The sequence below is a fragment of the Nocardia jinanensis genome (assembly GCF_014645735.1).
Lineage (GTDB): Bacteria > Actinomycetota > Actinomycetes > Mycobacteriales > Mycobacteriaceae > Nocardia > Nocardia jinanensis.
This window is the reverse complement of the sequence record NZ_BMMH01000009.1, coordinates 184,571-199,312: the sequence shown is the minus strand read 5'-3', so window position 1 is coordinate 199,312 and position 14,742 is coordinate 184,571. Positions and strand designations below refer to the sequence as shown.

At 66.6% G+C, this 14,742-nt stretch carries 14 protein-coding genes and 1 riboswitch; of the genes, 4 read left to right on the top strand and 10 right to left on the bottom strand.

Going from position 1 to position 14,742, the window contains the following annotated elements; genetic code table 11:
- Window positions 1–245: 245 nt before the first annotated feature.
- Genes yhjD through IEY68_RS21610 form a run of 3 tightly spaced genes read right to left on the bottom strand, consistent with a single transcriptional unit; the run spans window position 246 to window position 3,313 of the window.
- Window positions 246–1,274: an inner membrane protein YhjD gene (gene yhjD / locus IEY68_RS21620; protein WP_229718906.1), complete on the bottom strand. Its 1,029-nt coding sequence runs from the start codon at window positions 1,272–1,274 to the stop codon at window positions 246–248.
- Window positions 1,275–1,318: 44 nt separating this feature from the next.
- Window positions 1,319–2,353, bottom strand: coding sequence for a tryptophan--tRNA ligase (gene trpS, locus IEY68_RS21615; RefSeq protein ID WP_062998812.1), 1,035 nt, complete (start codon window positions 2,351–2,353; stop codon window positions 1,319–1,321).
- A 21-nt stretch (window positions 2,354–2,374) separates the two neighbouring features.
- Window positions 2,375–3,313, bottom strand: coding sequence for an oxygenase MpaB family protein (locus IEY68_RS21610; protein ID WP_062998861.1), 939 nt, complete (start codon window positions 3,311–3,313; stop codon window positions 2,375–2,377).
- Between the two features lie 205 nt (window positions 3,314–3,518).
- Here IEY68_RS21610 and IEY68_RS21605 point away from each other — a divergent pair, with 205 nt between their 5' ends.
- Both IEY68_RS21605 and IEY68_RS21600 read left to right on the top strand, forming a co-directional pair.
- Window positions 3,519–4,982: a CYTH and CHAD domain-containing protein gene (locus IEY68_RS21605; protein ID WP_062998814.1), complete on the top strand. Its 1,464-nt coding sequence runs from the start codon at window positions 3,519–3,521 to the stop codon at window positions 4,980–4,982.
- Between the two features lie 126 nt (window positions 4,983–5,108).
- On the top strand, window positions 5,109–5,744 hold the full coding sequence (locus IEY68_RS21600) for a TetR/AcrR family transcriptional regulator (RefSeq protein ID WP_062998816.1): 636 nt from the start codon (window positions 5,109–5,111) through the stop codon (window positions 5,742–5,744).
- 19 nt (window positions 5,745–5,763) lie between these two features.
- Here the strand turns inward: IEY68_RS21600 and IEY68_RS21595 are convergent, their stop codons facing one another.
- The 3 genes from IEY68_RS21595 to IEY68_RS21585 are packed head-to-tail and all read right to left on the bottom strand — an operon-like array spanning window position 5,764 to window position 7,533.
- On the bottom strand, window positions 5,764–6,246 hold the full coding sequence (locus IEY68_RS21595) for a barstar family protein (RefSeq protein WP_062998818.1): 483 nt from the start codon (window positions 6,244–6,246) through the stop codon (window positions 5,764–5,766).
- Window positions 6,246–6,740 (bottom strand): guanyl-specific ribonuclease, encoded by a 495-nt coding sequence (locus IEY68_RS21590; protein ID WP_189094423.1) that lies wholly within the window; start codon window positions 6,738–6,740, stop codon window positions 6,246–6,248. The genes IEY68_RS21595 and IEY68_RS21590 overlap by 1 nt, the downstream gene beginning before the upstream one ends.
- A gap of 10 nt (window positions 6,741–6,750) precedes the next feature.
- A complete protein-coding gene (locus tag IEY68_RS21585) occupies window positions 6,751–7,533 on the bottom strand; it encodes an exodeoxyribonuclease III (RefSeq protein ID WP_062998820.1) in 783 nt (260 codons plus the stop codon).
- A 57-nt stretch (window positions 7,534–7,590) separates the two neighbouring features.
- Between IEY68_RS21585 and ephH the strand changes: the two genes are divergently transcribed.
- A complete protein-coding gene (gene ephH / locus IEY68_RS21580; RefSeq protein WP_062998822.1) occupies window positions 7,591–8,436 on the top strand; it encodes an epoxide hydrolase EphH in 846 nt (281 codons plus the stop codon).
- Window positions 8,437–8,751: 315 nt separating this feature from the next.
- Here ephH and IEY68_RS21575 read toward each other — a convergent pair whose 3' ends face one another.
- The 3 genes from IEY68_RS21575 to IEY68_RS21565 form a co-directional block, all read right to left on the bottom strand.
- Window positions 8,752–10,005 (bottom strand): acyl-CoA dehydrogenase family protein, encoded by a 1,254-nt coding sequence (locus IEY68_RS21575; protein WP_062998865.1) that lies wholly within the window; start codon window positions 10,003–10,005, stop codon window positions 8,752–8,754.
- A gap of 162 nt (window positions 10,006–10,167) precedes the next feature.
- Complete coding sequence (locus tag IEY68_RS21570) at window positions 10,168–11,124, bottom strand: hypothetical protein (RefSeq protein ID WP_062998867.1); 957 nt, start codon at window positions 11,122–11,124, stop codon at window positions 10,168–10,170.
- Window positions 11,125–11,403: 279 nt separating this feature from the next.
- On the bottom strand, window positions 11,404–12,621 hold the full coding sequence (locus IEY68_RS21565) for an NADP-dependent isocitrate dehydrogenase (protein ID WP_062998869.1): 1,218 nt from the start codon (window positions 12,619–12,621) through the stop codon (window positions 11,404–11,406).
- A 275-nt stretch (window positions 12,622–12,896) separates the two neighbouring features.
- A riboswitch (SAM riboswitch) is annotated at window positions 12,897–13,007 on the top strand.
- A gap of 251 nt (window positions 13,008–13,258) precedes the next feature.
- On the opposite strand from IEY68_RS21565, the gene metX reads away from it, so the two are divergent.
- Window positions 13,259–14,404 (top strand): homoserine O-acetyltransferase MetX, encoded by a 1,146-nt coding sequence (gene metX, locus IEY68_RS21560; protein ID WP_189094422.1) that lies wholly within the window; start codon window positions 13,259–13,261, stop codon window positions 14,402–14,404.
- A 36-nt stretch (window positions 14,405–14,440) separates the two neighbouring features.
- On the opposite strand, the gene IEY68_RS21555 is transcribed toward metX, so the two are convergent.
- Entirely contained in the window at window positions 14,441–14,686 is a 246-nt protein-coding gene (locus IEY68_RS21555) for a DUF3017 domain-containing protein (protein WP_084487403.1), read from the bottom strand.
- Window positions 14,687–14,742 lie beyond the last annotated feature (56 nt).

The window sequence follows — 14,742 nt, the reverse complement described above, 5'->3', positions numbered from 1 at the left end:
TCATCCGAACCGAAATATCCGCATCCGGAGCACGTAAGTACTTATCCGCGAAGTACTTAAGCACCGACCCCCCGGCATTACGATCGCGCCGCCGCCGTGAAAGCGCCGGCTCGATGCTCCCGTACTCCCCTATGTCGCCCGCAGGCCGTCCGCAGTTCGATTTCCGGCGCCAGGTGAAATATGACCGAACAGACGATGATCACCCCAGCGTCGCACACCCTGGAAGTCCGGGCGCGCAGCCGTCTTCAGCCGCGCCGGCGGCGGCGTAACCGGGCGACGCCCAGCGTGGCGAGCGCGCCCGCGCCGAACAGCGCGGCGCCGCCGAACAGGCCCGGCCGCCCGCTGTCCATTCGCGGGCGGATCAGCGCGGGTCCGGGCACCGGTACCGATGTCAGCTGCTCGTTCTCCCGGGCGGTCGCCGCCCAGGCCGTAGCGAACAGGATGATCCGATAGACCACGTAGCTGAACACCATGACGCCGATGATCGAGCCGAAGGCGGCACCGGCCGGGCTGTTCAGCACCGCCCGCATATAGAACCCGGCGATATTCTTGAAAGCCTCGAACCCCACTGCCGCCAGGGCCGCTGCCTTCAGGGCGCTGCGCAGGGTGACCGGTTCACGCGGCAGGCGGGCGATGATCCAGGCGAACAGAGCCCACGAGGCCACCATGGCGAGCACCGTGGACAGCAGCCACAGCAGCCAGCGCACCCCGGGCATCTCCTCGAGTCCGAGCAGTTCGAGCAGTTGCACGCCGAGCCGGCTCGACGCCAGCGCCGACAGACCCAGCGACACCACCAGGGCCAGGAAAAGACCGAACAGAGCGCCCAGATCGGAGAGTTTGGTGCGCAGCCAGTTGTCCTCGTCCGACGGCTGCTCCCACTGTTCGGTGAGCGCCTTGCGCAGGTTCGCCATCCAGCCGAGCCCCGAATACAACCCGGTGAGCAGACCGAGGACACCCACCGTCCCGCGGGAGCGCACCGCCTGGTCGATCAGATCGTTGAGCTGATCGCCCATCTCGCCCGGGATGTTCTCGACGACCTTCTCCTGCAGTTCACCCAGCAGTTCGGAATTGCCCGCGAGCACGAAACCTGCGATGGCGAAAGCGATCATCAGCAGCGGGAACAGCGACAGCACGGTGAAATAGGTGATTCCCGCCGCGTAGTAGTCGCCGCGCTGGCTCTGATATCTGCCGACCGCCCGGACCAGATGGTCGAGCCACGGCCGCTGTCCGATCATGCGCTGGACGGCGGCTTTGCCGTTGTCGATCACCTGCACTGTTCGCGCCCCTCATCGCCACGCGCACGGCCGACCGACCGGTATCAGTGAGCCAGGAACCCGACCCGGTCGTAAACCTGTGCGAGAGTGTTGCCGGCGATCTCGCGCGCACGCTCGGCTCCGGTGGCGAGTATGCGATCGAGTTCACCCTGATCCGCCATGTACTCTTCCACTTTCGCACGCAAAGGCGTGACAAATTCGGCCAGTGCGTCGGCGACATCGACTTTCAGATCGCCGTACCCGCGGCCCGCGTAGTCCTTCTCCAGGGTCACGATCGGCGTCTCGGTCAGCGCCGACAGGATCACCAGCAGATTGCTGACCCCCGGCTTGCGCTCCACGTCGTAGTGAATCTCGCGCTCGGTATCGGTGACCGCCGAGCGCACCTTCTTCGCCGTCACCTTGGGGTCGTCGAGCAGGTTGATCAGCCCCGCGTCCGAACTGGCGGATTTGCTCATCTTCGCGGTGGGATCCTGCAGGTCGTAGATCTTCGCAGTGCCCTTGACGATATGGGCCTCCGGGACGACGAAGGTTTTCTTGAACCTGGTGTTGAACCGCTGGGCGAGGTTGCGAGTGAGCTCCAGATGCTGACGCTGATCCTCCCCGACCGGCACCTGATGCGCCCGGTAGAGCAGGATATCGGCCGCCATCAGCACCGGATAGGTGAACAGGCCGACGGTGGTGTTGTCCGTCCCCTGTTTCACCGATTTGTCCTTGAACTGGGTCATCCGGCTCGCCTCACCGAACCCGGTGATGCAGTTCAGCACCCAGGTCAGTTCGGCGTGCTCGGGCACCTGCGACTGCACGAACAGGGTCGAACGCTGCGGGTCGATACCCAGCGCCAGCAGCTGCGCCGCGGCGACCCGGGTGCGGTGGCGTAGTTCCTTGGGGTCCTGCGTCACGGTGATCGCGTGCATATTCGGGATGAAGTACAGCGTGTCGTAGTCGTCCTGCATATTGACCCAGTACTGCAGTGCACCGAGATAGTTCCCGAGGTGGAACGAGGCGCTGGTCGGCTGGATACCGGAGAGCACCCGCTGTTTACGTTCCCCGGCGGCCGGGGTCTGCGCAGGACTGGACATGCCCCGATCTTCGCATGTGGATCAAGCCGAATTCCGCTCCGCCCACTTGCGCGGATCGATCCCGGGCATACTGCGCTTCCCCTCCTGGGCCAAGCGCTGCTCCTGCTTCGTGATCAGCCGATACACGGGCGCGCTCGGCCCGTTCAACGCCGTTCTCACCGGCCGCGGCACCAGTAGCGACGGCACACTGTGCGCATTGCGCACCGACTGCGCCAGCCCGCGATAGGCGATCTCGTCGCTACGTTTCCAGTCGATCCCGTACATTTTCCGGATCCGCCGCGGCAGACTGCCCTGTACCAGCAGGTAGTACGCCGAACTCACCTGACGGCCCGGAACGCGCTGCGGATAGGGCACCACATGCCCGCACAGATAGTTGCCCACCTTGCGTGCCTCGTCGGTCAGGAACATCTCGTCGGAGGCCAGGTAGCTGTCGAAGTACGCCCGGAACGCGCGGTAGTCCGCGGGCGCGGCGGTACGTGGCATCCCGAACAGCTCACCCCAGCGCACATAGTCCTGGTACAGGTCCTCGCGTTCGGTATCGCTCAGTCGCCGGACCAGCAGGTCGTACATGACCTCTGCGGATTCGAAGGTGAACGCCATGGTCATGAAGCTCAGGTGCGGGTCGTAGGCGGAATAGGCCGTCCCCGCCGGATGACGTGCCCCCGCGTCCTCCGGTAGCCGCCCCTTCACCTGCGCGTGCTTCTTCCCGGTGAATTCGAGCGCCCGATCGGCCTCCTCCCGGGTCCCGAAGAACACGGCCTCGAACAGTTTCCCGGTGAGCGCGAGCCGGGTGTAGGGGGTGTCGCGATGCTCGGTCGATTCGGCGGTTCCCACGTACAGCAGCGGATTCACCGCGCCGATCACGAGCGCGCGCAAGCCGTAGGTGAGGCCCACGGCGCGTTTACGCATCACCCGGCGGATCATCGAATCGTCGGAGAAGTATCCGATATCCACGGCCATCTCAGCCTCCTGGTCCAGCTCGCCATTGAGCGCTGCGCAACCGCGCATCTGGCAATAGCATCCACCAGTTATCGAATTCTGGCAAGACCGGCCCCCAAATTGCGGTCGAGTCCTTACGAGACGGTACAAAATCGCTCCCGGGTCGCCACCCGATCGAGAGCGACAATCACCGCAGGTCCCTTGTGGTGGGGTGCAGACTGGACTCATGGTGTCGACGCAGCGTGAGCGGGTAGACAAGTACGAGGTGGACCGGGATTTCACCCTGCCGGATCTGGCCTGGTCGGTCCCGGCCGGTGGGCGGATCGAGACCGGCTCGGCGACGACCCTGACCAGGGTCTACTACGACACCGACGAGCGGGACCTGCTCCGCCAGCACCTCACGCTGCGCCGCCGCGCCGGGGACACGGACACCGGTTGGCAATTGACGGTTCCCGCCGACAAAGCCCGCACCGAGATGTCCCTGCCGTCCACCGACGAGGACACCGTTCCCGACGAGCTGGCCGCCCTGATCCGCGGGATCGCCCTGGGCAAGCCCCTGCACCAAGCGGCGGTGCTGTCCACCGTCCGGCGCACCCAACGCCTACTCGACCGGCACGACCACCTGCTCGCGGAAGTGGCCGACGACCTGGTGCACGCCACCGTCGCCGGGGACGTCGTCGTGGTCAGCGAATGGCGAGAAGTGGAAATCGAACTCGGCGAGCGGGCCGAGAAGTCCCGGGCTGCCAAGGTGCTGACCAAGGTCGGCAAACACCTCACCGAGGCCGGTGCCCGGCCGTCGCCGCACGCGTCGGGGCTCGGCCGCGCGCTCGCCGGCAACCACCCACCCGCCGCCGACACCCGTGCGACGGCGGAACAGGCACTGACCGAGTACCTCGACACGCAGGTCCAGGCGATCGTGGCCGGTGACGTGTGGCTGCGCCGCGGATTGGACCCGATCCATTCCACCCGGGTGGGTATTCGACGGCTCCGCAGCACCCTGCGCGTGTTCGGCGAACTCTTCGGCACCGAGGCGCGGACCCGGCTGGACGCCGAATTGTCTTGGTACGCCGGTGCGCTCGGCGAGGTACGGGACCGGCAAGTGCAGCGGAAGCGGTTCGCGGAGAAGGTGGCCGCCCTGCCGGACGAGCTGGTAATGGGGCCGGTCGCCGCCCGCATCGAGAACGACCTGCTCGCCGAGCAACACCACCACCTCGAGCACGTGATGGAGATCCTCGACAGTGACCGCTACCGGGAATTGATGGCCACCTTGGCGCAGTGGCGCACCGGCCCACCGTTCATCGCCCCGGCCGATCCCCGTTTCATCCGCAAAGTGACGCGCAAGGCCGGGCGCAAGGCGAACAAAAGACTGACCGCCGCGGTCACCGACACCGACGACACGGCTCTGCACCGGGCCCGGAAGGCCGCCAAGCGGGCCCGCTACGCCGCCGAACTCGCGAGACCGGTCCTCGGGAAGAAGAAGGCCGAGAAGAAGGCCGCCGAATACAAGAAGATCCAGACGGTTCTGGGCGAGCACCAGGACAGCGTCGTGGCCACCGAAACCCTGCGCGCGCTCGGTGCGCGGGCAGGCACCACACCGGGCGAGAACGGGTTCGCCTTCGGGCTGCTGTACGGGCTCGAACGACAGGCTGCCCAGCGGGCACGAGCGCACGCCGCGCGTCTGGCGGTCTGACCCTCCTGCCGGGCGGTGGCGTTCCTCGGTCGCGTGGGCATGCCGGACCACACCGACGACCCGCCGCGTACAACAGCTGCGGGCTCCCGGTGCGCGGGCGAGCCCGGGCACTGGGATCATCGGGGGATGGCAGCGCAGCGCACCTATGGCGGTTTGTCCGCGGAGGAACGGCGAGCACAGCGACGGTCCGCGCTCCTGGACGCGGCGCTGGAGATCATCGGCACTCAGGGCATGGACAAGCTCACCGTGTCCGGGATGTGCTCGGAGGCCGGGCTCAACGAGCGCTACTACTACGAGAGTTTCAGCAGCCGCGACGACGTCCTCACCGCGCTGATCGACGGTATCGCCGAGGAGCTGGTGGTCGCGATCGCGGCGGCCCTGCAGACCGCCGGTGCCGATTCGCGGGCCAAGGCACACGCCGCTATCACCGCCGGTATCCACCTGCTGACCGACGATCCCCGCAAAACCGAGGTCACCATGGTCGCCGCCATGGCTACCCCGCAGTTACGAGCCCGCACCACCGAGACGATCCGGGTCTTCGCCCGGCTGGTCGCCAGCGAAGGGGTCGAGTTCTACGGGGTCACCGATCCGGCGCCGGATCCGGTGATCGATTTCCGCGCCACCTACCTGGTGGGTGGGCTGGTGCAGACGCTGACCGGTTGGGTACGCGGTGATCTGCCGATCAGCCGGGACGAACTCATCGACTACACAACGGACGTCTTCGTTCTGCTCGGCGAGGATTTCGCACGCCGCGGGGACTGACCCCGACCCACCGGTCCGGTCAGAGACGGATGGGGACGGCTGCCAGTCCATCCGGCGCCCCCTGCAACACGACCCGGAACGCCACCTCCCGCGAGATCCAGAATCCCGCGCAGTCGACGATCACCGAATCGAACCACGCCCGCTCCTGTGGCGCGTCCGCGAGCAGCTGCCCGGCGTCGCGGACGACCACCACATACCCGGTCGCGTCCCCGAGCAGATCCTCGAGGTTGAACAGGCATTCGTCGAACGCGTCCTTGTTCGGCCGGAAGTAGTACGGGAACTGCAGTGCCGCGGCGAATTCGTCGAACAACGCCGCCACCGTGCGCATCCGGCTGCCACGGACCTCGCGCACCCGGTACCCGGCAGGCGCGCCGTAGCGCACCCTGCTGAACTCGGCGGCGTCCACGGTCACCGACCCGAGGGCCGGCGGCGAGATACCGGCGGCGAGCTGTTCGCGCGGCGGGAGGGTGAGGAAATCGGTCAGTGGGAGGGGTTCGGCCATCAGCGCATCCTGGTGAAGGTGTCGTAGTGGTCGCCGGTGTACCAGGCCGAACCGTCGCTACCGGTGACGATCCGCTCGGCGTCGCGGGACTGTCCCTGTTTCTTCGGGTTCACATCCCATTCCTGATACTTGACGGCCTTGCCCGAGGAATCCATGGCGGGCAGGCGGCCCTCCCGGTTCCCGAACGGGACACCGCCCTTGGTTCCCGGCGCGTTCGCCGAATCGGGCCAGCGGCCCGCATCGATCTCCTCGAGAGTCGCGTAGGCGCGGTCGGGCACCCCGGCCACTTTCGACACCACCGGTGCGTCGGTCGCGGTGGTCCGGCCGGGCGCGGGCTTCCCACCGGCCGGCGCGGAGGTCACGGCCGTGCCGGAGAGCGACGCCGCGGCCGGTGACCCACTGTCGTCCCCGCCCTGGGAACTGAGCAGGGCGACCACGATCGCCACCACCACCGCGCCCACCGCGGAGAGGACCTTCAGAACTTTCGCACGCACGACTACCCCTTCATCGATACTGGACCGTCACCGGAGCATGGTCGGACCAGCGCTCCGCATAGGTCGCGGCACGTTCGACCACCGCCTGCTTCGCCCGTTCGGCGGCTTCCGGTGTCGCCAGCTGGTAGTCGATCCGCCAGCCGGTGTCGTTGTCGAACGCGCGCCCACGATACGACCACCAGCTGAACGGGCCGTCACCCTCCGGGTGAAGTTCCCGGACGACATCGATGTATCCGGCGGCCAGCTGCCGATCCAGCCAGGCGCGTTCGGCCGGTAGGAAACCGGATTTCTTCAGGTTTCCCTTCCAGTTCTTCAGGTCTCGTTCGGTGTGGGCGATATTCCAGTCGCCGGCGATGACGAAAGATCCGGTACGGGTGGACATCCGGGCGGCGAGTTCGTCGAGGAACTTGTATTTCTCGTCCTGCCGGGGCGTATCCGCCTCTCCCGTATGGACGTACACGCTCGCGACGGTCACCTCGTCGAATTCGACCTCGATATAGCGGCCGGTGGCGGCGAATTCGCTGTCCGGTTCCACGCCGATCCGCACCGACCGCATCGGCCGCCGCGACAGCACCCCCACCCCGGCCCGCCCCTTCGAACCGGGTTCGGCGTGCGCGAGCACCCACCCTTGGTCCAGGGCCGGAGCGAGCGCGGCGGCTATCTGGGCATCGTCGGCCCGCGTTTCCTGCAAACAGACGATATCGGCCTCGGTCCGGGACAACCAGGCCAGCAGCCCCTTGCCGGCGGCGGCCCGGACCCCGTTGACATTGACGGTGGAAAGGATGTACGGCACCGAACGACCGTACAATGACAGATCACCGCTACTTGCCAGGAAGGGGTGACGACATAGATGTCAGGCACCTCAGCTACCCCGTCACCCGAACCGGTCGGGGCTCTGCACCTGGGATCGGGCGCCCCGCTCCTGCTGCTGCACGGTTTCCTGCTCTCCCCGCACTGCTGGGAACAGACCGCGACCCGCCTGGCCGCCCGCTGCGAGGTCTTCGCACCGGCGCTGGCCGGGCATTGGGGCGGCCCGGAGCTCACCGACGACTACAAGGTACAGAGCATCGCCGACCGGGTGGAAGCCCAGCTCGACGACCTCGGCTGGCGTACCTGCCATATCGCCGGCAATTCTCTCGGCGGGTGGGTGGGTTTCGAGCTGGCCCGCCGTGGCCGGGCCCGCACGCTCACCGCCATCGCACCGGCCGGCGGCTGGCGCACCCCGTCGGCGGCGCAGATCTACGCGGCGGCCAAGTTCATCGCCCTGACCCCGTTCATCGAAATCGGGACGAAGCTGGGCGATTTCCCGACCGAAAGCCGGGTCGTACGGCGGGCGGTCGCTCATCTCCTGGTCCGCAATGCCGAGGATGTCGCGCGTGCCGATATCGCGGCGCAGATCCGTGCGGCGCTGCACTGTCCGGCACTGCGACCGCTGATCGCCGCCACATTGCGCGGACCGGGCCTGGCGGATATGTCCGAGCTGACCACCCCGGTCCGGCTGATCCTCGCCGATTCGGACCGGATTCTGCCCGCACATACCTACGGGCGCCGGTTCCTGCGTGAACTGCCGGAGTCGGCGGACCGGATCATGATGCGGCGAGCGGGGCATGTACCGATGCTGGAAACCCCGGAGCGGGTCGCGAACCTCATCGCCGAGCACATCTACGCCAGCCGCGACCATCTACGCGCTGTGTAATTGGCGCCGCCTTCGGCGGCGCGGGCGGGGCCCTATCAACCCCGGTTCTTCACTCCTTCGCTCAGTCGCTGCGCTCCTTCGCTACGTCGCTCCAGAACCGGGGCGGGCCCCGCCGATGAGGCTGACCATCCGGAGTAGGCGGAAGGTGCATGCGAACATATGCCTTGATCGGCCTCGGTAGAGCTCACGACTCTGTAAGTGCTCAATGGTCGTGATCCAGGGACGACCGACCTGCACGGCTCAGTCGCTGAGCTCCTGCGCGCTGTCGCTCCAGAACCGGGGCGGGCCCCACTCAGGCATGCCGGCTGCCGGGACTCAGCGCTCGGTCCCGAGGAGGCCTTTCGCCACGTGGGTGACCTGGATCTCGTTGCTGCCCGCGTAGATCATGAGTGATTTCGCATCGCGGGCCAGCTGTTCCACGCGGTACTCCGACATATAGCCGTTGCCGCCGAACAGCTGCACCGCCTCCATCGCCACCTCGGTCGCGGTCTCCGACGAGTACAACTTCACCGCCGAGGCCTCCGAAAGGCTCAGCGGTTTACCGGCCTTTCCGCGCTCGATGATGTTGAAGACCATGTTCTGCACATTGATCCGGGCGACCTCCATCTTCGCCAGCTTGAGCTGGATCAGCTGGAAGCGGCCGATCTCCTGGCCCCACAGTTTCCGGTTGCGCGCGTAATCGGTGCACAACCGCAAGCATTCGTTGATCACACCCAACGCCATGAACCCGATCCCGACCCGCTCGGCCACGAAACTCGATTTGGCGCTCTCGCGTCCGTCACCGCCACGGTGCTCCTCGGTTTCCCCGAGCAGCCGATCGCGGCCGAGACGGACGTTGTCGAAGAACAGTTCGCCGGTCGGCGAGGCGTGCAGACCCATTTTCTTGAAGGGTTTGCCCTGGGTGAGCCCTTCCATACCTTTGTCGAGGACGAAGGTGAGCACCTTGCGGTCGCGGGACGGGGTGCCGTCGCCCTCGTCCAGTTTCGCGTAGACCACCAGGGTGTCGGCGAAGGGCCCGTTGGTGATGAACGTCTTCTGACCGTTGAGGATGTAGTCCGCACCGTCGCGGCGCACGTAGGTCTTCATCCCGCCGAACGCGTCCGATCCGGAATCGGGTTCGGTGATCGCCCAGCAGGCGATCTTGCGCAGGCTGACGATATCGGGCACCCACCGCTGCTGCTGGGCGAGTGTGCCCCGGGACAGGATGGTGGCGCCGCCGAGCCCGGTACTCACCCCGAGCGAACTGCACAGACCCATACAGGCACCGGAGAGTTCACCGGTCACCACGGCCATCATCGTCTGCTGATCGAAACCGCTCTCGGAGCGGTCCTTGTCCGCCGTGGCCGGCTTCGCTACCCCGTCAGCGGCCGCCTGCTTCGCCGCCAGTTGCTTGTTCAGGGCCTCCTCGGCCATGGCGCCGATACCGAAATCCGCGTACAGCTTGCGCAGGATCGGATAGGGCAGCATCTCGCCGCTGTCCAGCGCGTCCAGGTTCGGGCGCACTTCCTTATCGATGAACGCCCGCACCGCGTCGCGGACCATCAGGTCGGTATCGGACCATTCGAACATCGTCGTCCTCCGGTATCACCAGCAGCATTACGGTGTAAACCACCGGGCGGACGGCTCGGTCGCGTCCGCCTTGTTGACAGCCTGCCAGCTCATCGCCCGCCGCGCTGCGATCCGGCGAAATCCGTCGCATGCCACGATGATGGTCGCCCGCCAAGGGCGAGGTCACGGACGGGTGGCGTGCTCGCGCACAGTGCCGAGTCGCGAGAGAACGCCGTCGTGCCAGGCCAGAGGCTGCCCTCCGGTAGCCCAATCCAACCGGGCATGTTCTTCGAAAAGCGGCCGCAGTGCCACGATCTCGGCTTCGTAGCGGTCCAGTTCTGCCCGACTCAGATCGTTCGGCTTCCACTCGTTCCACCGGCCCGTATCGGGAGCGCCCGGCGCCCCGTAGTGGCTGGTGAACGGGTTCGATTCGGACTCGAAATCCCTGTCTGCACGAAATGCTTCGGCATGGTCGAACCCGTAGACCCGATCACCGTCTCGCAACCAATTGCCGGGCCGGTCCCAGTTACGGACGAGTACATCCAGCAAACCGAGTTTTCGCGCGCCGGGGGTGTCCGCGAGCGCCTTCATGGCTTCGCGAGCACCCGGATCGTCTGTGGTCCCGGGTTCGATACGCCCTGGCAGCCGCTGCATCAACACGCTGTCGTGAGTTCCCGCCACAACCGGCGCAACCGGGGCTCCGATCGCACGACCGACCGCGGCGGCGAGAATTTCGGCGGACCGCTGCGCCGGGGCGAGGCCGACCTTGCGCACCACCTCGAACCCATCCGGATAGACGAAGAGATCGGTTTCGCTGTTCATGGAGAACATATGATCCGGCGTTCGGAGCTCGGGCTCCCCGGATCGTTCGGCGGCGAGGATACGAGTGGTGAGTTCGTCCACCGACATCAGACGCGACGATGCGCCGCCCGTCCCGGCCGCCTCAGCTCGCACCTCGCGGTTCTCTCGGTCGATATCGGCACGGCCGCCGGCCTCCGCGCTCTTCGTCACCGATACGCCGGTCTGGATTCCGGTACCGGTCCCTCGATAGCGGCGTACGACTTCCACACCGGTCCCCGCGATCACCGCACCCAACCGCTCGACCACCTCCCCGATCGCCCGGCGGAAACCATCGATCATCGGCGTCCCCTCGAGCGGTTACGGCGGCGGAAACTGGTCTCGTATGTGCGCTCGTGCGGCCATCCAGGCATGGGCAATCTTGGCCCGCGGGCCCCCGGCCGACAAACACGGGCGGCTACCCCTTCGGGGGGCATAAGACCGCCGCTGCGTCGAAACCCGGCGCACCCACCACCGGTCACACCAGAGGGCGCGCCGACGACACGACCCCGTCTCCCTGGAGCCGGCGAGCACATGTGCAGGCAGGCACCGACAGAGGCGGGGTCGGTTTTCCGAACGCTCCTACTTCAGCGCGCGGGCCAGGTTGGCGTCCAGCGCCGCCAGGAACTCCTCGGTGGTGAGGTACCCCTGATCCCCGCCGACCAGTGCCGCGAGGTCCTTGGTCATCTGCCCGCCCTCGACGGTCTTGATGACGACATCCTCGAGGGTCTGCGAGAAACCGATGACCTCGGGGTTGTTGTCCAGCTTGCCGCGGTGTTCGAGGCCGCGGGTCCAGGCGAAGATCGACGCGATCGGGTTGGTCGAGGTCGGCTTGCCCTGCTGGTGCTGGCGGTAGTGCCGGGTGACCGTGCCGTGCGCGGCCTCGGCCTCGCAGGTCTGACCGTCCGGGGTCAGCAGCACAGAGGTCATCAGGCCGAGCGACCCGAAGCCCTGCGCCACGGTATCGGACTGCACATCACCGTCGTAGTTCTTGCAGGCCCAGACATAGCCGCCCTCCCATTTCATGGAGGAGGCGACCATATCGTCGATCAGCCGGTGCTCGTAGGTGAGGCCGGCCGCCTCGAACTGGCTCTTGAACTCGGCTTCGAACACTTCCTCGAAGGTGTCCTTGAACATGCCGTCGTAGGCCTTGAGGATGGTGTTCTTGGTCGACATGTAGACCGGGTAGTTCTGCTGCAGCCCGTAGTTGAACGAAGCGCGCGCGAAGTCCTCGATGGACTTCTTGAAGTTGTACATACCCATGACGACGCCGCCGTCCTCCGGCATCTGCACGACCTCGTGCACGATGGGCTCGCTACCGTCCTCCGGGGTGAAGGTGAGGGTGACGGTGCCGGCCTGGAAGACCTTGAAGTCGGTGGCGCGGTACTGGTCGCCGAAGGCGTGACGGCCGATGATGATCGGCTTGGTCCAGCCCGGCACCAGGCGCGGAACGTTGGAGATGATGATCGGCGCGCGGAAGATGGTGCCGCCGAGAATGTTGCGGATGGTGCCGTTGGGCGAACGCCACATCTTCTTGAGGCCGAATTCCTCGACCCGGGCCTCATCGGGGGTGATCGTCGCGCATTTGACGCCGACACCGTGCTGTTTGATGGCATTGGCAGCGTCCACGGTGACCTGGTCGTCGGTCTTGTCGCGGTACTCGATGCCGAGGTCGTAGTACTCGAGGTTCACGTCGAGGTACGGATGGATCAGCTTGTCCTTGATGAACTGCCAGATGATCCGAGTCATCTCGTCGCCGTCGAGTTCTACGACGGTACCTTCAACCTTGATCTTGGACATGGATCTTCGTGTCCTCCTAAGACTGGTGCCCTCATTGCACGGCCAGGCGAAAACGCTTGTGAGCGGACCCCAGCTGTTCAACAGACAACGTATACATCCCGCGTTGTCCACGAGACGTCGGATGTAACCAAGACGAGCGTACTGCTTGCGATGGTCTCACGGTGCAGCCAGCCCCGGTAGTGAGATCTCACAGGGGTGAATCTCGCCACAAGATTACCCGGTGGGCACGTATGCCGATTTCGATCCGTATAGGCGCCCGGCTACCATATTCGGCAGGTCATGAGCGCCAGCGCCAAGCCCCGGCTCGCTGGCCGGCAACCCTCCTGCTGCGGTGGGGTGCTCCGGGTGATGACCGGGCTTCCGAGAGCCGGGAGCAAGCGCACGTCAGGAGGTTGTCGATTTGTGCCGGTGCTGGTCGCCTTGATAGCGGCGTTCTCACGATTCGACGAGAAATCCCCCATTTTCTGGAGCACGATATGACCGATCACAGCGTCCCGGGTGCGGTCGCTGCCGGAGCGACCCGCCGGACCCCGTCGGCCGCCTCCAGCGCCCCCTGTCCCCGCACCACCGGACCCACAGCGACGATTCATACGCTCCGAGCATCACTCCGGGCCGGCGGTTCGGCGGAAGTCCTCGCGTGAAGGTGGGCACCGAATCGACCACGGCTCGTCCCGTGGCCCAGTTACCCCCGCCCGACGGCACCCTCGGCCATGTGGATATCGGCGACCTCACCCTGGAGAACGGCGCCCGGTTGCCGCAGGTCCGGCTGGCCGTTCAACGCTGGGGCGAGCTGTCGTCGGCCATGGACAACATCGTGCTCGTCGAGCACGCGCTCACCGGCGATTCCCATGTCGCGGGTGAGCCCACCGCCGACCATCCACAAGCCGGATGGTGGAACGGGATGGTAGGCCCGGGGGCGCCGATCGATACCGACGAGTGGTGTGTTGTCGCGACCAATGTGCTCGGCGGGTGTCAGGGCAGCACCGGCCCGGCCTCACCGGCGCCGGACGGCAAGCCGTGGGGTTCGCGTTTTCCGGAGATCTCCATCCGGGATCAGGTGACCGCCGAACTGAAACTGTTCGACCTGCTGGGTGTGCCCGGGCCGGCCGCGGCGGTCGGCGGATCGATGGGCGGTATGCGCGTCCTCGAATGGATGCTGCTGGCCCCGCAACGCCTGGCCGCCGCGCTGATCCTCGCGGTGGGCCCGCGGGCCACCGCCGACCAGATCGGCACCCAGAGCACCCAGATCGCGGCGATCACCAGCGATCCGGACTGGCAGGGCGGCGACTACCACGGCACCGGCCGCACACCGTTGGCCGGGATGGGTATCGCGCGGCGGATCGCACACCTCACCTACCGCACCGAGATCGAACTGGACAGCCGGTTCGCCAACAGCCCGCAGGAGGGCGAGGACCCCCGGAACGGGGGTCGCTACGCGGTGCAGAGCTACCTGGAATACCAGGCCGAGAAGCTGAGCCGGCGTTTCGACCCGGCGACCTATGTGCTGCTGAGCGAGGCGATGAACCGCCACGATATCGGCCGCGACCGTGGCGGTATCGAGGCAGCCATGGCCTCCACCGAGGTGCCGTGCATCGTGGGCGGTATCGACTCCGATCGCCTGTACCCCCTGCACACGCAGCAGGAACTGGCCGACGGGCTGCCCGGTTGCCGGCATTTCGAGGTCATCGCCTCCCGCGACGGCCACGACGCCTTCCTCACCGAGGCGGCCGCCATCGGCAAACTGCTGGTCCAGACGATGAACCTGGCCCGCGGCGGACGCTGAGTCCCGGCTCGGGCGGCCGTCCCGGTCAAGGAACGGTCAGCCCACGCCGAGGGTGTTGATGGTCGCGGCGAGGAAGACGACGGCACCGCCCAGTAGTGTCAGCGCGCCCACATCGAACGGTTTGCTGCGTACGGCCAGCAGGCCGACCCGGGCTGTCGGCAGGCACAGCCGGAACGCGGCCGCGATGAGGGTGGCACCGCCGAAGAAGAAGGCACCGCGACGCCACCGATCCTGGGCGACGAAAACCACGGCGATCAGCACCACCACCGCCACCACGACCATCGGCAGGTGGCAGCGGAAGAAACCGGCCCATCGGTTGCCGGTGCCGGGATCGTCGT